Here is a 20,495-nt window from a genome sequence, read left to right as displayed (position 1 = left end):
CTTTTTTGGCACTATTTGTGCTTGTCTTATTTCAGTCTTTTGACCGCACCTTCACCATGGCTTAGGAGTTTCTCGTGCCTCATGATGTAGAACTCATCATCTTACTTGCCGTTGGTTTTAGCTTGGCACTGGTATTTGGCTATATCGCTGCGCGCTTACGCCTTCCACCGCTTATGGGCTATCTGATTGCAGGTGTCATCATTAGTCCCAACACACCGGGCATTGTGGCAGATATTCATCTTGCCAACCAATTGGCAGAACTTGGGGTCATGTTCCTCATGTTCGGTGTTGGCATGCATTTCTCGCTAAATGATTTAATGCAGGTACGACGCATTGCTTTGCCTGGTGCAGTATTGCAGATCGCCGTGGCGACCCTGCTCGGTGTAGGCGTGTCGATGATGTGGGGTTGGAGTTTTGGTTCTGCCTTAATTTTTGGCTTAAGTCTGTCTTGTGCCAGTACCGTTGTGCTCTTAAAAGCATTGGGTGATCGTGGCCTGCTCGACTCCGTGAACGGTAAAATTGCCGTAGGCTGGTTGTTAGTTGAAGACTTAGTGATGGTCTTAGCATTGGTGCTTTTGCCTGCCACAGCTGTATTACTGGGTGGACAAGCTATCGACAATGCCAGTGATGAAAATATTTGGCTAACACTCGGACTGACTTTATTAAAAGTTTCAGGCTTTATTGCCTTTATGCTGATTGTTGGCAAACGCCTTGTGCCCTTCATTATGCAAATTGTGGCACGTTTAGGCTCAAGGGAACTGTTTACCCTAACTGTAGTTGCAGCAGCGGTATCAATTGCCTTTGGTGCCTATAAAGTCTTTGGCGTATCGATGGCGCTCGGTGCATTCTTTGCAGGTATGGTGGTGAAAGAGTCTGACTTTAGCCATCGTGCCGAAGAAGAAACTCTTCCACTACGTGAAATTTTCTCAATCCTGTTCTTTGTAGCCGTGGGCATGCTGTTTGATCCACGTATTTTAATTGAAGAACCGATACACGTACTGGCTGTGGTCGCCATTATTATGGTGGGTAAAACCATTGCGGCAATGGCGTTGGTGCTGTTCTTCCGCTACCCACTCAACACGGCCTTAACTGTAGGTGCAAGCTTAGCGCAAATTGGTGAGTTCTCCTTCATTTTGGCAACCTTAGGCGTATCGCTACAACTGTTGTCGCTGGAAGGCCAAAACCTGATTCTGGCAGGAGCACTCATTTCTATTACACTCAACTCTTTTGTTTTCTCTGCAATTGAACCCGTGCAAAACTGGATTCGGGAACGCTCTTACTTGGCACGTTTACTGGAACGTAGCAGCGACCCATTAGCGATGCTACCCGATGAAGTCTCACAGGACTATTTACGTGATCAGGTCGTGATTGTTGGACATGGTGAAGTCGGACGTCGTATTACCCAAAACCTCATGGCTGAAAATATTAAGGTCGTGATTGCCGAAGAAAACCGTGAAATTGTAGAAGATTTACGAGCTAAAGGCATTGCTGCGGTCAGCGGAGTTGCGACAGAAGCAGGTGTGCTGATTCAAGCACATATCCAGCATGCAAGACTGTTGGTGCTTTCGCCTATGGATATTCTGGACATTCATAAAATTGTGGATATTGCCAAAACCCTCAACCCAGAAATTCAGGTCTTGGTTTGTGCAGAAAGCAAAGCTGAAGCCGAAGTGATTCGTAAGGACAACATTGGTGAGGTCTATTTCGCCAAAGAAGAAATGGCGAAAAATATGAGTAATTATATTTTAAATCAAATTGAAATTGCGCATCATCAACTACCAACGCATTAAGCCAAGTTTGGACTTATGGCGATCTAAGCCAGATATAAAACAAACAAAAAGCGCACTTTAAACAGTGCGCTTTTTATATGAACGATTGCTTTCTCTGCTGATCTAGCAAGTTCACTGAAGCATACAGATCAACTCATAAATTTTGGCTGCTCATCCACAATTTCTGCATGCCACTCATTGACCTGTTTTTCCAACAAGCCAAATAATGCCGCCTGAATCATGTGCTGTGCAACAACAGCCGTCTGATCACCCAATAAGGCTTTGACTTCATCATTAAACTGGATTTTCACTAACGGCTCTTTCTCTGAGCCTGCATTACGCAATGCCAACTCACCGCCTTCAAGCTGCACCAGCTCCAAAATAGCTTCCTGATTACCAAATAATTCTTTCAATTGCTCTATAGACATATATCCTCCATGCTCGACATGGCGGCAAAGGCGCTTGCACTTTGCATCGTTCAGAATATTTATATCGGGCTGATCAAAAATTTTTCAAGGGCTATTGGTCAGCTTAAAACTCCACCATCTCATTGCGAAAACCATCAATCAACTGGGTTAAGTCACGATGCCATTCGCGCAAAATTTTCGTATCTGGTAGCCATGCTTGCGGAGATTGCGTGACTTTAATAATCAAATTGGATGACGTTTCCTGTTCAGGTTCTGGTGCACTTGGCTCGGGCGTGTACTGACATAAACGATAAGCGCGCTTTAACTCTGCAATAAAACCCGATTTGCTCAGTTGCTGCAAAATTGCCACTTCAGGGGAAATCTGCCCTTTGGCTGCCATCAATTCTTCAATTGATTTAAGGGTTGGATTACTGTCATTTAAACGATAATACCGCACCAATTCCTGCAAAAAAGCCAGCACCGCGCCATTTAAATGAAACACCGCAGCTTCACGATGTGCCTGCGCTTGCTGAACATGCTCGGTTTGCTCGGCCTGCTGACATGAAAGACGGGCGAAATATAATTTCTGATTGGTACGATCTGCATGAAAACGAGCAACACGGGACATGAGCATTTCCTCAATTTAGCGTTCTAAGAAGCTTAGATTAAACCGATTTTGCTACAACGCCCAATAAAAAATACACTATTTTTACTGCGATAAAATCGCGCACCGATGCAGTGCCAATCTCGTGTTTTTTCTAAAATTTACGCATAAAAAAGGAGCATTTTTGCTCCCTTTGAACTATTTTGATGCAGGCTTATCTTCTGCTGCTTTGACACGTATTCCATGTCCATGCAGGCGCAAAGTGTTCAGTGCTTTAATGGCTTTAACTGCTTCACGTGCATGTGGCATTTCCACAAATGCAAAACCTTTAGATTTTCCTGTTGCAGCATCCAACACCAAATTACAAGATTCTACAGTGCCATATTCCTGAAAAAGTTTTAATAATTCTTCTTCAGTCACTGTGCGCTCTAAACTACGAACTAAAATTTTCATCTTACAACCTTAAAATAGGCAAAAAACATCAAAAAGCACTCGCCTACTCTACTTTTTGCAGGAAACCTTATGACATAGTTTAATCGAGATCAATGCCAAAATCTAAATTAATCGCTTGGCGTTCCACCAAGGCACTTTTCACAGTTTGCTGTCGGGTATGGTGATGAGTTTCCATCGTACACAACTGTCGTGTCAGATCATTCAAAAAATAACTGTCCAGTTTGCGTCCTTGTTCATCTACCGTATCACGCGCCCATAAATTAAAATTTTGCTTGGTTAAAATCAGTTCATTTTGAGCACGGGTCAAAGCCACGTACAACACTCGACGTTCTTCTTCAATATCATCAAAACTGCCCTGCGCCCGTGCATGTGGATACTGTCCTGCAGTCACATTCGCCACATAACAGACTTTTTGCTCGGTGCCTTTGGCAGAATGGATGGTGATTAAAGTGACCACATCTGTATCAGACTGGCGTTCAATTTCAGAAATAGACACAGGATCGAGTACGTATTCTTCTAAAAACTCACTTAACTGTGCATGCTTACCCGCCAGTTGTTGCACCAACTGAAAATCACTCTGACGACGGTTCCAGTCTTTTTTATAGTTCTCTGCCAATTGTTCCTGAATCGCTTCTATACCTAATCCGACACAAGCCGCAACCTCATGTCGTAATACATCCATTTGCTTCATGATCAATAACGTTTTTTCTGGCAAGCGTCCAAATTTTTCCAGCTTTTCAATCACCTTATCCATGGTAGGTTCAATTAACAATTGCTGCGCCAACTTACTCGCACCGACATCACCCACGCCATTCCATAAAGTGAGAAAACGCATCCATGCAATATCATCTAAAGGATTGGCAATAATCCGCAATAAACTGAGCAAGTCTTTGACATGCGCGGTTTCCAAGAGCTTCATGCCACCAATAAAACGATACGGCACACTTGCCGCAATACACGCGGCTTCAATATGTCGTGCTGCAAAACTCGAACGCACCAAAACCATGTGATCTGACCACGGCGCGCCTTGTAAGAAATGTCGCTCTTTAATATCAATCGCAATCCATTTGGCTTCATCAAATTCATTCGGGAAAATATGCATTTTGGGCTTGATGCCATCGCCACGATGCGCCTGCAAACGCTTGTTATAACGAATCTCGCTTTGATCTAATAGCCAGTTAGATAAGTCTAAAATTTCCTGTGTAGAACGGTAATTTTGCTCTAATTTAAAAATTTGGGCGTTGGGTACACGCTCTGTAAAATGATGAATATTTTCAAAATCTGCACCACGGAAACCATAAATAGATTGTGCATCATCGCCCACACAAAACAGACTAACCCGATCTTTTAAGGGTTCAAGCAAAGCCCATTGCAAAGGATTGGTGTCCTGCATTTCATCGACCAAAAGATGCTGACAAATTGACGCGACATAATCGACCAGACCTTCAGACTGTGCCAATGCCGATGCCACCACAGCCAAAATATCGTCATAATCGAGAAAGCCACGTGCACGTTTACGGCTTTCGTATTCCTGCATAATTTCAGCAATTTGATCTTTTAATGCCAAATATTCAGGCTGTTGCTTTTCTAAAGCCACACTCAGTTTTTGACGGGTATTCCGCGCAAAAGAATACAAATCACATAATTCTTGAGGCTTAGGCAACTGACTTGGATTTTTCTTATCATCTTTTCCGCGAATGAGGCGAAACATCATCAACTGATCATCACGATCAATAATAGAAAATTGTTCCAAGCCAAAAGCTTTAGGAATACGTCGTAACAAGTACATACAAAAAGTATGAAAGGTCGAAGCACGTAAGCCTTTGGCTTGCTCGCCCAGTGCCAACTCCACCCGTGCGACAATTTCACTCGCCGCACGGCGGGTAAAGGTCAAAATTTGAATTTGATTGGCTGGAATACCTTGATCAATCAAGTACGCTGCACGTGCCACAATGGTTTTGGTTTTGCCACAGCCTGCGCCAGCCAAGACCAGACTATGTTGATATGCTGTCGTGGCTGCTTGTTTTTGCTGGGGATTCAATTCATCAATTAGGCTGGCTAAACTCATAGTGACTCATCGTACTGGGTGGATGAATAGTTTAACAGATCGGTTTAGGAATAAACCCATGAATATAAATGGCTCGGTTCATGCCTAAACACATACTTTTACACAAGCTCTATTGTAGAGATGTGGATAAGTACATGCTTATCCACATTATTTCCAGCCCAATTCTATGGCAGTGATTTCGTTAATACGTGTCTGTTGTAGAGATTCAGGCATTTTACTTTTGCTTTGCGAAAGTGGCACATAACCCGCCATCAGTTCAGCCTGTCGTTGTGGGTACAATGGTTGCTGATTTGGGTCTGCATAACCAATCGGATAAATCGGTTGACCTGTGCTCAAATCATATTTATCTGTGGCACCAAAGGTATGCAGTAATTCATGCACCATCACCATGGTATTGCGCTCACTGTGTGCAGCAGAAGCAAATAAATTCACCGAGCCAATTTTACCTTTTTGTAAAGCGGTGGAATGTTTCAAAATTTGAGTTTGACTCGGATCATAATAATTCAGGTACAGCGTCACGGTTGCCGTACCATCACTGCTTTGTCGTTGCTGCCAAGCGTAAAAACGGAACTTTAAACTCCAAAGTACAGTATTAAGTAGTGATGCCTGCTCAGGCACTTTTGGTGGCAACTCCTTTAATTCTCGCCCCTGTTTGAAATAAAGCGCAATGGGTTGCCCACGATACTGCAAAGAAGCTTGTTTTAGATAGTCTTGAGCAGAATTTAAATTATTGATATTTAACGTATTGATATAGTTTTGGGTATTTGATCGTCCATCGGCATTGATTGGATGTAACAATACGATGATGGGCTTATTCCAGTCTTGGTTCTGATCACGCCAAGCATTGACTGCGACGACCAGCAAAACCAGCAATAAGCATAAAATTCGGATTTTTTTCCACATACTTTAAATATCTTTAGGCAATCACTTTACCGAGTTTAATCTTATTATCTTTAAACTCGACCCCCACATCGGATTAAGATTCACAAAACCTCTCTGTTTTTTATTTTTCACATTTCAAATTATATGATTTAAAAAAATGCTGACCGAAGCCAGCATTTTGTAATTTGGATAATTAAGCCTCAACCCATTTACCATCTTGGTAAACCAATGACCATTTGGTTTGTTTGCCTTCAGGCGTTTCCGAACCAATATATTGCGCTTGATTCTTACGGCTGAATTTCACTAATGTTGGATTACCCTCTGGGTCTGCATCAGGTGCTTGCAAAATAAATTGATATTTTGGATCAAGCTGTTCTGCAACAGTACGCAATTCCGCGACTTTCGGCGCACGGGTTTCACGTACTTTCGGGAACTTACTGGCTGCCAAAAACAAGCCTGCTGCACCATCACGCAACACAAAGAAATCATCATGTTTGGTTGAGCGTAAATGTTCCATTTTAATTGGATCAACACGCGGTGGCGCAGGCTGACCATTCTTGAGTACTTTACGTGTGTTTTCACAACTGGTGCAGGCAAAATAAGGGCCAAAGCGACCTGTTTTCAACTGCATTTCGCCATCACACTTGTCGCACGGAATGGTTGGGCCATCATAGCCTTTAATTTTGAACTCGCCTTCTTCTAGCTCAAAACCTGCACAGTCTGGGTTATTCCCACAAATGTGCAGTTTACGACCACCATCAATCACATAGCTGTCCATGGCAGTTTCGCAAATTGGACAGCGTTTTTTAGACATCAAATCTGCAGTTTCAGCGGTATCATCATCCGACAATGCAGCAAGCGACTCGACAGGAGTTAGGTTCAGAGTTCCCTTGCAACGTTCTTTCGGTGGCAAGTTATAGCCTGAACATCCCAAGAATACCCCTGTTGTACCTGTACGAATCTGCATTGGACGTGAACATTCTTTACAATGTACTGCATCAACCTCTACAGGTAGATTACGGCGCATGCCTTGTTCGCCCTGTGCATTGGTCAAACGCTGCTTGAAGTCACCATAAAAACTGTTGAGTAAGTCTTTCCAGTTACGTTCTCCATCTGCAACTTTATCCAGCTGACCTTCCAAGTCTGCTGTAAAATCGTAGTTCATCAGGTTATTAAAACTTTCATCCAGACGATCTGTAACAATCTCACCCATTTTTTCGGCAAACAGACGACGGTTTTCCAGTTTGACATAACCACGGTCTTGAATAGTTGAAATAATCGCAGCATAGGTCGATGGACGTCCAATACCTTTTTTCTCAAGCTCTTTCACCAAAGAGGCTTCGGTAAAACGCGCAGGCGGTTTGGTAAAGTGTTGTGATGGATCAAGCTTCTCTAATTTAAGAATTTCACCGACTTTAACTGCAGGCAGTAACACATCATCATCCGATTTGTTTTGCCCACGCACTTTGGTAAAGCCATCAAAAACTAGCGTACGACCTTTGGCTTTTAACTCGACACCATTGGCATCAACCAAAATGGTCGATGATAAATATTCGGCTGGTGTCATTTGGCAAGCGACGAACTGACGCCAAATCAGATCATATAAACGCTGTGCATCGCGCTCTACACCCACCAAACTGTCGCCTTTAAGCGCAACATTAGATGGACGAATCGCTTCGTGCGCTTCTTGTGCGCCTGCTTTATTGCCATAACGATTTGGTTTAGCAGGCAGATATTTTTGACCAAACTCCGCTTCAATATGCGTACGCACCATATTGACCGCGTCATCACTGAGGAAGGTCGAGTCTGTACGCATATAGGTGATAAAACCTGCCTCATACAAACGCTGTGCTAGCATCATGGTTTTCTTGACTGAAAAACCAAGACGGGTACTCGCAGCCTGTTGCAGCGTTGACGTGATATACGGCGCACTTGGGTTGACTTTGGTCGGCTTATCTTCACGTGCAGATACGGTGTATTGCGCATCTTTAATCAAGTTCAGTAAAGCATCGGTTTCAGCTTTGTTGCGTAACTTGAGGGTTTTACCCGCTTGCTTAACCGCTTCTAGACGAATGTCATCTTTTTCAGATTTAGTATCTGCAAAGACTTGCCAATATTCTTCGGGTACAAAGGCGCGAATTTCACGCTCGCGCTCCACAACCAGCTTCACCGCAACTGACTGCACTCGTCCTGCCGATAAACCACGGGCAATTTTTTCCCAGAGCAGTGGCGAAATCATAAAACCCACCACGCGATCTAAGAAACGACGTGCCTGTTGGGCATTGACTTTGTTGGTATCTAAACGCGCAGGATGCTTAAAGGCTTCTTGAATCGCATTTTTGGTAATTTCGTTAAACACGACACGTTGATAACGTGAGTCATCTCCACCAATGACTTCTTTTAAGTGCCACGCAATCGCTTCCCCTTCACGGTCCAAGTCCGTTGCGAGATAGACTTCATCGACCTGCGATGCCAGTTTTTTTAATTCAGCGACTACATTTTCTTTGCCTGGCAGCACTTCATAGTGTGCTTTCCAGTCATGTTCAGGATCAACCCCCATACGGTTGACTAATGCTTGTTGAGCTTTTTCAGCTTTCTGAGCCTCGGTCAGTTTGGTTCGGGTGGTGGTTTTCTTTTCTGTGGTTTTTGCGCCACCACTGGTTGGCAAATCACGCACGTGACCGACCGAAGACTTCACAATGTAGTCCGAACCAAGATATTTATTGATTGTTTTCGCTTTTGCAGGCGACTCCACAATCACTAAAGCACGTTTGTGACCAGCTTCAGATTTGGCTGCAGTGCTTTTGGATGTGGACCGAGGAGCGTTCGCCATAAGTAACCGTATTTCCTATTTAATGGTTTAAAAATTAACGTTCAGCCAAGCTATGTAAAAAGGCTTTCATCTCATCTAATTGAGTTGCGCGAAGATCGGCTTCTTCATCCCAATAGATTCCTACACAGTTTGCCTGCATATCAATAGCATAAATGCCCTTTAATGCAATGGGTAAGCCTTGGAATTTCTCATCGCCATGCAACAGCTCTAGCTTTTGATCTGTCACTAAAGCACGCATTAACGGTAAACGTGCATCGGCAATGAGTACGCTGTAATACGCCACCATACTGGCACGTGATTCCGTAGCTTTGGGGATTTTTGTCCAATCAGGTGCAACCACCAAACGAGGGTGTAGTCCCATTTTTCGGGCTTTTTCACGCATCAATCCTAAAGCTTTTTCTCTTGGGCTGACACGCAGACCAAAAATAGAGCCCATCACAAATATAATGATGGCAACGGCAACCCAAATTCCAGTATTTTCCATAGTACAACCTTTCTATTCTTATATTAGAGTTGCATAAGCACAATATAAAACGCAAGTACCACCGACTAAAATCAACTGGCTTTATCAGAAGCTTATACTGTTTATGACAAAACTTCCGTATTAGGTTGTTCCATCAAACTTGTCTGAATTATTGTTGTATTCAAACAAGTTTTGTCTAGACTTGCCCAAGCCTCAATCAAGGAATCGTTATATATTAGTTTAGTACTTTCTTGCTTAACAATATTTTGCTTTATTAAAATATTGATAAAGTCTTGAGCCAATTGCTGAGCGTTTAACTTTAATACAGATTGAATCGAATTCAGTAAACTATTTAATTTTGCAGGTTTATTATTGCTAATTTTACTTAGATAATCACAATACTGTTTCACTCTTTGCAAGTGCGGCTTAATCTGAATTTCATCAACTGACGGTAAAGCTTTACTCAAAGCCTGTACCTCACCTTTTTCTCTAAATTTAAGAGCATCTTTCATCCGAGATAGCTCATAACTTACAGTCTGATCTTTAATTTGGATCAATTGATAATCTTTTAACTGCTCAATAATCTTTCTGGTATTGCTTGTATATCCTTTTAACCAAGACTTTAGAGCATTGTTTAATGAATTAAATTGTTTGGGTTGATTTTTTAAAAGTAATTGGATTGCAAACAGTAAAGGTTTCAGTTCATCAGAACTTAAATCAGTTTCTTGATTTATTAATTTGAACTCTTTGCTAGGTGAAGATAAGAGATCCCTTTTTAACTGTTGAGACTTAAAACCCATTACTATCAATAAATCAACAATATATTCAATTTTCTTGTCATTAGACATTACATCAAATTCAACATTTGATTTATCCATTTGAATAGATAACTGACCAGCTAAGAAAGCTAATCCAAAATCTGCAGCATCTGGGCCAATCTTAGGCATTTTAATAAGAACAAGCTTTTTCTTGCTCACAAAATCAGAAAGCATCTGCAAACCATCTAAGCTTAAATTTATAGGTGATTTTGCATATACCAAATACACGAATTGATATTCAGATAAATATTTTAGAAGTTCTTTTTCTGATTTATGTAAATTTTCAATATCCAACAACAAGACTTTTTTCATACACTCTCACAATCTTTTAACTCAAGAACATCTCATGACTATATAGCACTTCATGTCCATTCCAATAAATATAGCCTTTTTCAATCAGTTCTTTGAGCAATAAACGAATATCAGACTTTGGAAACAACCGCTCTAGTAAATCACGCAATTCATAAATATCTTTCGGTTTTTCACCTTTTAGCTCACGTAACTTTTTGGCAACTTCCCATTGCACAGGGTCAATTTGGCTAAAGTTTTTAAACAAACTGTGCTGAGGATGTGGCTCTACGGCTTCAGTTTGCGCCACGATTGTAGAAGTGACTGTCGCCTCTTGCGTAGATTCTTCCACAGCATCCAAGTCAAGTTGAACCCACTGCTTCAGTACTTTTTTACGAAAGCTAATTTGCTCATCCACCCGCTTTACAATTTTCAGGTTCATCAACATACCAACCACATGCTGCACTTTGTCTGCCTCAAGTTGCAAAATATTGGCAATCGAGTTTTTTAAAGCCTCTACGTTGGTTGGCTTGCCTGACATTTTTGCCAACGCATCACAATACTTTTTTACCAACAGCAATTCAGGTTTGTTGCGAATTGCCATTGGGCTTGGTAAACGATTTTTGCTTTTCCCAGACTGCGTTTCAGGCTGAATATGAATCAGGTGACAGGCAATTTCAGATGCTTGCAACATTTCCATTAAAATCTGAATACTATCAGCCGCAGAAATCACTTCAACTTGTGTTTCTGGCTCTAGCAGTGCCATCAGTTGCCCCACCACCACCGCATATTCAAACTCTTTAAACTCTGCGCGCGGGCTGTCTAAAATCATAAGCTGACCGGTACTGATCCAGCCAGCCAACTCAGTTAAATCCTGCAAGTTATATTCAAATTTTCCTGCACAATTAAACAGATACACACTCGGATGATGCTCAATAATTTCTCGCAACAAAGTCGCGGTAGGCTGGTTGTTTTCAAGGTCAAGTAACACAACTTTAAAGGACATAAACTTTAGCGGACACAATAGGGTTTAAAAGATTCAGGCACAGCAGCCGAGCATTACAGCGGGAAGTACAGCAAAGGTCAAATTAAAATCAGCACGGAAACCAATACCGTTGATTAAGTACGATTGATTAATAGTGTGGTGGGCGATTGGTCATCGGGTCAAATGGTGCAATCCCATCCGACAAATCTGCCGACTCTACCCGCTGATATAACAACTGCATTTGTTTCTTTAAATCAGCAATTTCCAGACTTTGATGAACCACTTGTTCATTCAATTGCTCAACTAAATCGTCCAAAAATGCAATTCGCACTTGCAAATCTTCAATGGGTGCGGAAAATGACGCCTGATCATCTATACTTTGTTTAGTCATTTCAAATCCTCATTTGAGATTTTTTAGGAAACACTATGGCCTATATTACTTTAAGGGATGTCCAACTTGCATTTGGTGGACCTGCCTTGCTCGACGGCGCGAATTTTAACCTAGAACGTGGCGAACGAGTGTGTTTGATTGGCCGTAATGGAGAAGGTAAGTCTACTCTACTTAAACTGATTGAAGGAAGTTTACTGCCCGATGCAGGTGAAGTGTCTATTCAAAATGGCATCACCATTGCCATGTTGGCGCAAGATGTGCCCATGGATTCAGGCAAAGTCGCTGATATTGTGGCCGATGGTGCAGGTGAAGCTGCTGCAGTATTAAAAGCCTATCACGAAGCCAGCGATGCCTGTGTATTGGGCGATATGGATGCCTGTGACCGTATGGGGAACTTGCAACACAAGCTAGATCAGCTTGATGGCTGGGCGCTAGAAAATAAGGTCAATGCCATTTTAAGTAAAATGGGACTTGATCCAAATGCCGACTTGGCCGATTTATCGGGTGGACGTAAACGTCGTGTGTTGTTGGCACGTGCCCTACTCACCCAACCTGACGTATTGTTGCTAGATGAGCCGACCAACCACTTAGATGTGGAAAGTATTGAATGGCTAGAAAAATTTTTACTCGATCAAAATAATTTAACTCTACTGTTTATTTCGCATGACCGTGCTTTTGTCGATAGTATCGCCACCCGCATTGTCGAGTTAGATCGTGGTGTATTACGCAGCTACGAAGGCAACTATTCACGTTATTTAGATTTAAAAGCACAGCAACTTGAAGCTGAAGAAAAACAAAATGCGCTGTTTGATAAAAAACTGGCCGAAGAAGAAGCATGGATTCGTCAAGGCATTAAAGCACGTCGTACCCGCAACGAAGGACGTGTGCGTGCCTTAAAAGCCTTACGTGAAGAATCCAAAGCACGTCGCTTCCAACAAGGCAAAGTCAATATGGCAGCGCAGGAAGCCAATCGCTCAGGCAAACTGGTCTTTGATATTGAACATTTACAAGTGGCCTTTGGCAATCAAGCTCCGATTATCAAAGACTTTTCAACACTGGTATTACGTGGCGATCGTATTGGTTTAGTTGGCGATAACGGTGTCGGTAAAACCACCCTGATTAAAGCCATTTTAGGTGAAATTGAGCATGGTGGCTCTGTCAAAACAGGCACACAACTGGAAATTGCCTATTTCGACCAATTACGCAATGTCTTGGATTTGGAAAAGTCGGTCAAAGATAACGTGTCTGAAGGTTCAGACTTTGTTGATGTGAACGGACAACGTCGTCATATCTATAGTTATTTACAAGACTTTTTATTCTCACCAGAACGTGCACGCACGCCGGTTAAAGCTTTGTCTGGCGGTGAACGCAACCGTATTTTACTGGCAAAATTACTACTCAAACCATCTAACCTAATTGTGATGGATGAGCCGACCAACGACTTAGATATGGTCACTTTAGAGTTGCTTGAGGAAATGCTCAGCGACTATAAGGGTACTTTATTGCTGATTTCACACGACCGTGCTTTTATGGACAACGTGGTGACCTCGACTTGGGTATTTGATGGCAAAGGCAATATTGATGAATATATTGGCGGCTATCAGGACTACTTGCAGCAACGCCCAGACCAAACTGTAGTTGATCAAAAAAGTGATGTTAAAAAAGCCGTTGCCAAAGCCGAAGCGGCTGCAGCAGCACCAACGGCTAAAAAAGTAAAATTGAGCTACAAAGATCAACGTGCTTTAGAGCAGTTGCCAGGTGAAATTGAAGCACTGGAACAGGAACAAACCGAATTGGCTGAAAAACTGGCGGATGGTTCTTGGTTTGTAACAGATGCCAATGCAGCCACCAAAGCCTCACAGCGTTTGGCTGAAATTGATGAAGAACTGCTGGAAAAACTGGAGCGTTGGGACGAACTGGAAAACTTGGCGAATGGTAACTAGGGTCTATTGACACTTCGTCTACGCTTGTCCTGAAAGACTTCGCAAAACCGTTTTAAGCATCTTTCCCATTGGACGGATGCTTTTAAATTTTAAAATCGGTTCGTGCTAAACTGCAACGATACAACACTTTACACGGTCATTATGAGTCAACACACTGAATATCCACCAGGCGAATTTCAATGGTCTTTCCTGTTGCCAAAATATTGGGGCATCTGGATTGGCATTGTCTGCCTGATGATTTTAGCCATTTTGCCGTGGGCGATTCAGTATCGTTTGGCGCAGCTTTTAGGCAATCTTGCCTTTAACAGCATGAAGTCACGTCGCGTAACTACGTTACGCAATTTGGAAGTGTGTTTTCCTGAATGGAGCGAGGCTGAAGTACATGAAAATGCTCGCCAAGTCTTTGTTGATCAAATGCTGGGCGTATTTGAAACCTTAAATGCGTGGTACTGTCCACAGTGGTTTAAAGGACGTACTCAGGTTGAAGGTTTAGAACATATTCAGCAAGCCCAAGCAGATGGTCGCGGGGTTTTATTGTTAGGTACACATTCTACTCTGCTAGATGCAGGCGGCTATGTCTGTGCGCAATATTTTGACCCCGATGTGGTCTATCGTCCACAAAACAATCCATTACTGGACATGCTGATTTACCGTTGTCGCGCCACCATTTACGGTCATCAAATTGACCACGATGACATGCGTGGTTTAATCCGTCACTTAAAAAATGGTCGTGCCATTTGGTATAGCCCAGATCAGGACTTTGGTTTAAAACAAGGTGTTATGGCACCGTTTTTTGGCGTACCTGCAGCGACAGTTACAGCGCATCGTCGTTTACTTAAAATGACCAAAGCCGCAGCAATTCCGTTATATTTTTACCGTACAGGCAAGCTTTCCAACCCGCAATATAAAGTCTTGATTGAACCTGAACTGCTGGATTTCCCAAGCGCAGATGAAGTTGCAGATGCAACGCGCACCAATTTCATTATTGAGCAGCAATTACGGATCGCTCCTACCCAATATATGTGGTTTCATCGTCGGTTTAAGAGCCGCCCCGAAGGTTATGACAGTATTTACTAATCTGTACGGCAGAAGGAAAGATTCATGAAAGTCATGCAGTTATTACCCGAATTAAACAGTGGCGGTGTAGAACGCGGTACGCTCGAAATCGCCCGAGCCTTGGTCGCTCAAGGACATACGTCATTGGTGGTGTCGAATGGCGGACGGATGGTTAACCAACTCGAAGCTGAAGGTTCCACTCATTTAAAGTTAGCCATCCACAAAAAATCATTATCAAGCTTGTGGCAAATCCGTCCTTTACGCCAACTGATTATGCAACATCAACCTGATATTGTGCATGTACGTTCCCGCGTACCTGCATGGCTAACTCATTTTTCCCTAAAAGGTATTCCAGCCGAAAAACGTCCACACTTAATTTCAACTGTACATGGTTTTTATTCAGTTAACCGTTACAGCCAAATTATGACCCAAGCGGAAAAAGTGATCGCAGTTTCTGACAGTGTAGTCAAATACATTCGTGATCATTATCAAAACTGTCCACCTGAAGATATTGTCCGTATTTATCGTGGAATTGACCCTGCTGCATTTCCGCACGGGTATCAACCTTCGGCACAATGGATGCAACAAACCTATCAAGATTTCCCAGAACTTGAACATAAGTTTTTAATTTGTTTGCCGGGACGTATCACCCGCTTAAAAGGTCATGAAACATTGATTGATCTAATTGCGAAATTAAAAACCCAGTATCCACAGATTCATGCTGTTGTTGTAGGCGGTGCAGATGTTAAAAAAGCAGCTTATTTACAGGAACTGGAACGCAATATTCGGGATAAACATCTGACCGAAGCGATAACCTTTGTTGGACACCGTTCTGACATTCGCGAGTGGCTTGCGTTTAGCGATATTGTACTTTCACTTTCCAATCAGGCGGAAACCTTTGGACGCACTGCACTTGAGGCTTTATCTGTAGGAACACCTGTGATTGGCTGGAACCGTGGTGGTGTGGCTGAAATTTTGTCACAACTGTATCCGCAAGGGCTCATCGCAGCAGATGACCAAGTGGCTTTATTCAATGCAGTGCAATTGCATCTGGAAATACCGCAAAGTGTCACCCCTGTTGAATTGTTCAGCTTGGCAGATATGTGTCATCAAACCTTAGATTTATATCAGCAAGTTTTGCAGTCAAAACACACCTAAAGCCTTAAAACTGAATCGAGCTGATTGAAATTTAATTTGTTTAAAAACAATGAGAATGAAAAAATAAGCCCTAAAAAATCATCGCCCGAGTTCTACATCCTGTAAAACTCGGGCTCATGAGGTTGTGCTTTCAAAACTTATTGTTATTTTATTGTATGGCGTTCCTTACCTACATCATATCCTTGATGTTTATCCCTCAGCGTCGTCTTCCCTAATGGGATACTCCGTTCCCGAGTCCTTGTGCTGATGAATTAATCTTAACCAGATCAGTCAGAATAAACCATGCGTCATGTGCCTAAATCCGTGTAAGCCATTTCGTACACTTTTCGTTTAATTTCTAAACCGATTTATCCTGTGCTTTATACGGTTGTGCAATTTCATCGGTCACCAGTTTTTCTTCTTGCTCTGCTTTTTCAATCCCATCCTGAATCGCCTGTTGTGCTTCCTGCTCATCGGCATCGGTTTGCGGCAGTTCTTCCTGAATTCGATCAAACACCCGTCCAGTTTGTAATACCGCATACACAGGAAAATGGTCTGAACCGATATGCGATAAACGCTGCATATCCACCAATGCAAAATCAGTACTATGAAAAACGTGGTCTAATGACCAACGCAATAAAGGATAATCGGCATGAAAGGTATTGATATAGTGCCGTCCAACGCGCGGGTCGAGCAAGCCACTGATTCTTTGAAACAAGCGTGTAGTCCGCGACCATGCCACATCGTTTAAATCCCCCATCACGATACAACTTTCATCTAAATCTTTGATTTGATCGCCTACAATCAACAATTCGGCATCTCTTAAAACTGAATCTTTGGCTTCGGTAGGACTTGGTGGTTTAGGATGCAAACAATACAACTGTACAGGCTGCCCCGAAGGCAAAATCACACTGGTATGAATGGATGGAATTTCATCGCTGAGAATAAATTTGATCTCAGTGTCTTTTAATGGCAAACGGCTATACAAATGCATGCCATATAAATTATCTAAAGGCACAGCGACCCGATAAGGATAGTCGGCTTCAATCACAGACAAGGCTTTCTGCCAAGCCAAATCAGATTCTAGGGTCAACACCAAATCTGGTTTTAAGGCTTGAATATGTTCAATTAAAAGATGATATTTTTGATTTGGTGTCAGAACATTGGACACGATTAATGAAATTTGTTTTTCAGGATTTAGCTGTTCTGGACGAACTTGTTTGACCTGTTTTTTCCACAGCAAGGTGTAGGGCAAGACCATTTTTAACTGATAAGCCAAAGCTGCAATCAGCCCAATTAAAATCACTTGGCTAGACACATCCCACGTCTGCTCCCAAATCAGTAGCAAAACAAAGGCAATGATGCCCAAAACCAAGATCTGTAAACGTGGAAAATCTGCGCCCCGAATCCACCATTCATCACGCGGAATCAGTGACCAAAAACTTAACCAAATGACTAATATTGCAAGCCCTTCTACCCAAATCATCTTGCTTTACTCTTTTGTATTTTTTGTCGTTTTTACATGAAAACCAAAGTTATCAATTTTGTATGTAACACAAACAAGAGATTTCACTCAATAATACTCATGTTTTGTTCATGTAATGCTTGCAGTTGCGTCCCCTTTTGATAGACTTATATTCCTTTATTGTTTTTTAACGCACCGAGGCAAAGTGACATGAAAGTAGGTCTGGTCGGTTGGCGCGGGATGGTGGGTTCCGTCCTTATGCAACGTATGGTTGAAGAAAATGATTTTGCTCATTTTGAGCCATTCTATTTCTCTACCAGTAATGCTGGCGGTGAAGCACCAGCGTTTGGTGGTAAGACTGCCCCAGCACTTATGGATGCAACAGATATTGAAAGTCTGAAGCAAATGGATGTCATTATTACCTGTCAAGGTGGTGATTACACTTCTGCCGTTTTCCCGAAGCTTAAAGCTGAAGGATGGAATGGTTACTGGATTGATGCTGCATCTACCCTGCGTATGGATGATGAAGCGATTATCGTACTTGATCCAGTCAACATGAATGTCATTAAAGATGGCTTGGTGAATGGCACCAAAACATTTGTGGGCGGTAACTGTACTGTTTCACTCATGTTGATGGGCTTGGGTTCATTATTCCAAAACAATTTGGTGGAATGGGCAACTTCAATGACCTATCAAGCAGCTTCTGGTGCAGGTGCGCAAAACATGCGTGAGCTGATCACAGGCATGGGCTACTTGTATAACAACACCAAAGACTTGTTGGATGACCCACGTTCACCAATTTTAGACATCGACTCTAAAATTGCCGAATTACAACGTGGCGAAGGTTTCCCATCGGCAAACTTTGGTGTGCCTTTAGCGGGTTCTCTCATTCCATATATCGACAAACAGCTTGAAAGCGGTCAGTCAAAAGAAGAATGGAAAGGTCAGGTTGAAACCAACAAGATTTTAGGCAATCAGCAGATCGTTCCAATTGATGGTCACTGTGTGCGTATTGGCGCAATGCGTTGTCACTCTCAGGCAATCACATTGAAGCTGAAAAAAGACGTTCCACTGAACGAAATTGAAGATATGATTCGTCAATCAAGCCAATGGGCAAAAGTGGTACCAAATACACGCGAAGCATCAATGACCGATCTTACCCCAGTTGCAGTTACAGGGACTTTAACAGTACCTGTTGGTCGTTTACGCAAAATGAACATGGGTAAAGAATACCTTGGTGCATTCACTGTAGGTGACCAATTACTTTGGGGCGCAGCAGAGCCATTACGTCGTATGTTACGCATCTTAATTGATTACAAAAATGCTTAAGCTTCGTCTTGAGCACTGAATCATTTTTGATTCTGTGATCAATCTCAACAAGCCAGTCAAATTTGACTGGCTTTTTTATGTAATCAACGTGTTAATATTTTACAATCGACCTACAACTCGCTACTCTATCCTTTTCGCCTTGCGATAAATGACCGAGCTAACAATTAAGATGACTGTATATAACAAATTAAAGATCGCCATTTTATCTATTTTGGCTTCACAGCAAATGTATGCAATGAATGTTGACCCGATTCAAATTCAGTCAACAACTGGGGAATTGCTCTATGCCGAAATCAACTTTCGTCAATCGAATGTGAATGAAGCGATTGATGTTAGTTTAGCTACGGCCGAAGATCTGATGTCGATTGGTGCGAGCCACCGTCCGCCTGGTCATCTTAACTTTTTTACACGTCGTAACAGCAACGGTACAGGGGTTATCACCATTACCTCATCTCGACCTCTAACCGAGTCTGAGTTGAATATTGTGGTCAAAATTAAAGAAGGCAATGCAACCCGCCTGCAACATATTCGCACCCCATTAAAACGCAGTGCACCTGCGCCATTGGCCGCTATGCAACGTAGCAATGAACAAGCTTTAATGCCTGTTATGATTGTCAATGAGCAAGATATTGCTTTAAATTTACCTGTAAGTACGGCCTATCAGGTTGAAACACCCAAAGCAATTGAACAACAAACTTTTGAAGCACCGCTAACCATTAAACGCAATACACCGCCTGCGTTAAACCATCAAGCAGTAACAGTGATTCAAACTGCGCCAAGCCGTAGCGCAGCGAGTGAAAATACGACTGTTGCTGCTCCAAAAGCAGCGCCAGCAAAAACAAATAACAACCCAACACCGACAGCATCTACAGCGACTACGTCAGTCACTTCACAACAATCGGCTGATCCATTGGTACAAAAATTTGCTGAACAGCAACGCACGAAGCAACTGGCACAAACTCAGCCTGCTGCTGCCGTGAAAAAGCCTGCACAAATAGCGGCTACACAGGCTAAACCAAGCCCTGCCACAGCCATGCCTGCAGTCAATACCCAACACGTGGTGCAATCGAATGAATCATTATGGGCAATTGCCTCACGCATTGCGGGTGAAAATAACCGCCCTGTTGCTGAAGTGATGCAGCAAATTAAAGCCAATAATGAGCATGCTTTTATTCAAGGCGATGCCAATCGTTTGCGTCGTGGTGCGACCTTAAATTTACATGCACAAGCTAACTCTAAAACAGAGAAAAAAGCCGCAATTCCAAAACCAGAAACGGCCAGTACACCACAATCAGGCAAAGCCAAATATCGTTTAAATCAAGCAGAAATGAGCCTTGTGGCAGAGAATCAACAAGACTCGACCCACGGTTCTGCCAAGAAGAACACACAATCCACACAAACTTCGGGTGACTTGTCATTAAAAGTTATGACATCCCGCGAGAAAACCGTTAAATTACAGAGAAACGTAACAGAATTAGAATTGGCATTACGTCAGAAGGATCACAGAATTCAATTACTCAACGCGCGCCTTGCCGAACTGCAACAACAATTGCAAAAACAACAAGCCGCAAATAAGCCAAAACACTAAATGTTACACACAATGA

The 20,495-nt window shown here is 42.5% G+C and carries 17 protein-coding genes; 6 read left to right on the top strand and 11 right to left on the bottom strand.

The annotated features are described in order from the left end of the window. Positions 1-74: 74 nt before the first annotated feature. Complete coding sequence (locus F947_RS12245) at positions 75-1,790, top strand: cation:proton antiporter (RefSeq protein ID WP_004976144.1); 1,716 nt, start codon at positions 75-77, stop codon at positions 1,788-1,790. 128 nt (positions 1,791-1,918) lie between these two features. Here F947_RS12245 and F947_RS12240 read toward each other — a convergent pair whose 3' ends face one another. From F947_RS12240 to F947_RS12195, 10 genes are all read right to left on the bottom strand, one after another. Next, entirely contained in the window at positions 1,919-2,197 is a 279-nt protein-coding gene (locus F947_RS12240; protein WP_004976142.1) for a hypothetical protein, read from the bottom strand. 103 nt (positions 2,198-2,300) lie between these two features. After that, positions 2,301-2,804, bottom strand: a complete 504-nt coding sequence (locus tag F947_RS12235; RefSeq protein WP_004976141.1) for a DUF6586 family protein — start codon at positions 2,802-2,804, stop codon at positions 2,301-2,303. A 174-nt stretch (positions 2,805-2,978) separates the two neighbouring features. After that, positions 2,979-3,233 (bottom strand): RNA recognition motif domain-containing protein, encoded by a 255-nt coding sequence (locus F947_RS12230; RefSeq protein ID WP_004976139.1) that lies wholly within the window; start codon positions 3,231-3,233, stop codon positions 2,979-2,981. Between the two features lie 79 nt (positions 3,234-3,312). Further along, a complete protein-coding gene (locus F947_RS12225; protein ID WP_004976134.1) occupies positions 3,313-5,301 on the bottom strand; it encodes an ATP-dependent helicase in 1,989 nt (662 codons plus the stop codon). Between the two features lie 147 nt (positions 5,302-5,448). Then, the gene (locus F947_RS12220) at positions 5,449-6,204 is read right to left on the bottom strand and encodes a hypothetical protein (protein WP_004976133.1); all 756 of its coding nucleotides are present in this window, start codon (positions 6,202-6,204) and stop codon (positions 5,449-5,451) included. Between the two features lie 172 nt (positions 6,205-6,376). After that, complete coding sequence (gene topA / locus F947_RS12215; RefSeq protein WP_004976132.1) at positions 6,377-9,016, bottom strand: type I DNA topoisomerase; 2,640 nt, start codon at positions 9,014-9,016, stop codon at positions 6,377-6,379. Positions 9,017-9,050: 34 nt separating this feature from the next. Further along, positions 9,051-9,500 carry an ammonium transporter gene (locus F947_RS12210; protein WP_004976129.1) on the bottom strand — a complete coding sequence of 150 codons (450 nt, stop codon included), beginning with the start codon at positions 9,498-9,500 and terminating at the stop codon, positions 9,051-9,053. 101 nt (positions 9,501-9,601) lie between these two features. Further along, a complete protein-coding gene (locus tag F947_RS12205; protein ID WP_004976126.1) occupies positions 9,602-10,609 on the bottom strand; it encodes a PIN domain-containing protein in 1,008 nt (335 codons plus the stop codon). 16 nt (positions 10,610-10,625) lie between these two features. Further along, positions 10,626-11,591, bottom strand: a complete 966-nt coding sequence (locus F947_RS12200; RefSeq protein ID WP_004976124.1) for a hypothetical protein — start codon at positions 11,589-11,591, stop codon at positions 10,626-10,628. Positions 11,592-11,718: 127 nt separating this feature from the next. Further along, a complete protein-coding gene (locus tag F947_RS12195) occupies positions 11,719-11,961 on the bottom strand; it encodes a SlyX family protein (RefSeq protein ID WP_004976120.1) in 243 nt (80 codons plus the stop codon). Positions 11,962-11,996: 35 nt separating this feature from the next. Between F947_RS12195 and F947_RS12190 the strand changes: the two genes are divergently transcribed. The 3 genes from F947_RS12190 to F947_RS12180 all read left to right on the top strand — a co-directional run bounded on the left by F947_RS12190 (position 11,997) and on the right by F947_RS12180 (position 16,118). Beyond that, positions 11,997-13,904, top strand: coding sequence for an ATP-binding cassette domain-containing protein (locus F947_RS12190; protein WP_004976119.1), 1,908 nt, complete (start codon positions 11,997-11,999; stop codon positions 13,902-13,904). Positions 13,905-14,045: 141 nt separating this feature from the next. Next, positions 14,046-14,981, top strand: a complete 936-nt coding sequence (locus F947_RS12185; RefSeq protein WP_004976118.1) for an LpxL/LpxP family acyltransferase — start codon at positions 14,046-14,048, stop codon at positions 14,979-14,981. A 24-nt stretch (positions 14,982-15,005) separates the two neighbouring features. Beyond that, entirely contained in the window at positions 15,006-16,118 is a 1,113-nt protein-coding gene (locus tag F947_RS12180; RefSeq protein ID WP_004976117.1) for a glycosyltransferase family 4 protein, read from the top strand. A 337-nt stretch (positions 16,119-16,455) separates the two neighbouring features. Here the strand turns inward: F947_RS12180 and F947_RS12175 are convergent, their stop codons facing one another. Further along, positions 16,456-17,583, bottom strand: coding sequence for an endonuclease/exonuclease/phosphatase family protein (locus tag F947_RS12175; protein WP_004976116.1), 1,128 nt, complete (start codon positions 17,581-17,583; stop codon positions 16,456-16,458). A gap of 189 nt (positions 17,584-17,772) precedes the next feature. Between F947_RS12175 and asd the strand changes: the two genes are divergently transcribed. Continuing rightward, entirely contained in the window at positions 17,773-18,891 is a 1,119-nt protein-coding gene (gene asd / locus F947_RS12170; protein ID WP_004976115.1) for an aspartate-semialdehyde dehydrogenase, read from the top strand. A gap of 169 nt (positions 18,892-19,060) precedes the next feature. Next, the gene (locus F947_RS12165) at positions 19,061-20,479 is read left to right on the top strand and encodes a type IV pilus assembly protein FimV (RefSeq protein ID WP_004976111.1); all 1,419 of its coding nucleotides are present in this window, start codon (positions 19,061-19,063) and stop codon (positions 20,477-20,479) included. The last annotated feature ends 16 nt before the right edge of the window (positions 20,480-20,495 follow it).

The organism is Acinetobacter towneri DSM 14962 = CIP 107472 (assembly GCF_000368785.1).
GTDB classification, from domain to species: domain Bacteria; phylum Pseudomonadota; class Gammaproteobacteria; order Pseudomonadales; family Moraxellaceae; genus Acinetobacter; species Acinetobacter towneri.
The sequence above is the reverse complement of the archived record's forward strand: the minus strand, read 5'-3'. Positions and strand labels throughout refer to the sequence as shown.

Excerpts from the sequence above, each read along its gene's own strand:
- F947_RS12240 (WP_004976142.1), bottom strand. The coding sequence starts at position 2,197 with ATGTCTATAGAGCAATTGAAAGAATTATTTGGTAATCAGGAAGCTATT.
- F947_RS12235 (WP_004976141.1), bottom strand. The coding sequence starts at position 2,804 with ATGTCCCGTGTTGCTCGTTTTCATGCAGATCGTACCAATCAGAAATTA.
- F947_RS12230 (WP_004976139.1), bottom strand. The coding sequence starts at position 3,233 with ATGAAAATTTTAGTTCGTAGTTTAGAGCGCACAGTGACTGAAGAAGAA.
- F947_RS12225 (WP_004976134.1), bottom strand. The coding sequence starts at position 5,301 with ATGAGTTTAGCCAGCCTAATTGATGAATTGAATCCCCAGCAAAAACAA.
- F947_RS12220 (WP_004976133.1), bottom strand. The coding sequence starts at position 6,204 with ATGTGGAAAAAAATCCGAATTTTATGCTTATTGCTGGTTTTGCTGGTC.
- topA (WP_004976132.1), bottom strand. The coding sequence starts at position 9,016 with ATGGCGAACGCTCCTCGGTCCACATCCAAAAGCACTGCAGCCAAATCT.
- F947_RS12210 (WP_004976129.1), bottom strand. The coding sequence starts at position 9,500 with ATGGAAAATACTGGAATTTGGGTTGCCGTTGCCATCATTATATTTGTG.
- F947_RS12205 (WP_004976126.1), bottom strand. The coding sequence starts at position 10,609 with ATGAAAAAAGTCTTGTTGTTGGATATTGAAAATTTACATAAATCAGAA.
- F947_RS12200 (WP_004976124.1), bottom strand. The coding sequence starts at position 11,591 with ATGTCCTTTAAAGTTGTGTTACTTGACCTTGAAAACAACCAGCCTACC.
- F947_RS12195 (WP_004976120.1), bottom strand. The coding sequence starts at position 11,961 with ATGACTAAACAAAGTATAGATGATCAGGCGTCATTTTCCGCACCCATT.
- F947_RS12190 (WP_004976119.1), top strand. The coding sequence starts at position 11,997 with ATGGCCTATATTACTTTAAGGGATGTCCAACTTGCATTTGGTGGACCT.
- F947_RS12185 (WP_004976118.1), top strand. The coding sequence starts at position 14,046 with ATGAGTCAACACACTGAATATCCACCAGGCGAATTTCAATGGTCTTTC.
- F947_RS12180 (WP_004976117.1), top strand. The coding sequence starts at position 15,006 with ATGAAAGTCATGCAGTTATTACCCGAATTAAACAGTGGCGGTGTAGAA.
- F947_RS12175 (WP_004976116.1), bottom strand. The coding sequence starts at position 17,583 with ATGATTTGGGTAGAAGGGCTTGCAATATTAGTCATTTGGTTAAGTTTT.
- asd (WP_004976115.1), top strand. The coding sequence starts at position 17,773 with ATGAAAGTAGGTCTGGTCGGTTGGCGCGGGATGGTGGGTTCCGTCCTT.
- F947_RS12165 (WP_004976111.1), top strand. The coding sequence starts at position 19,061 with ATGACTGTATATAACAAATTAAAGATCGCCATTTTATCTATTTTGGCT.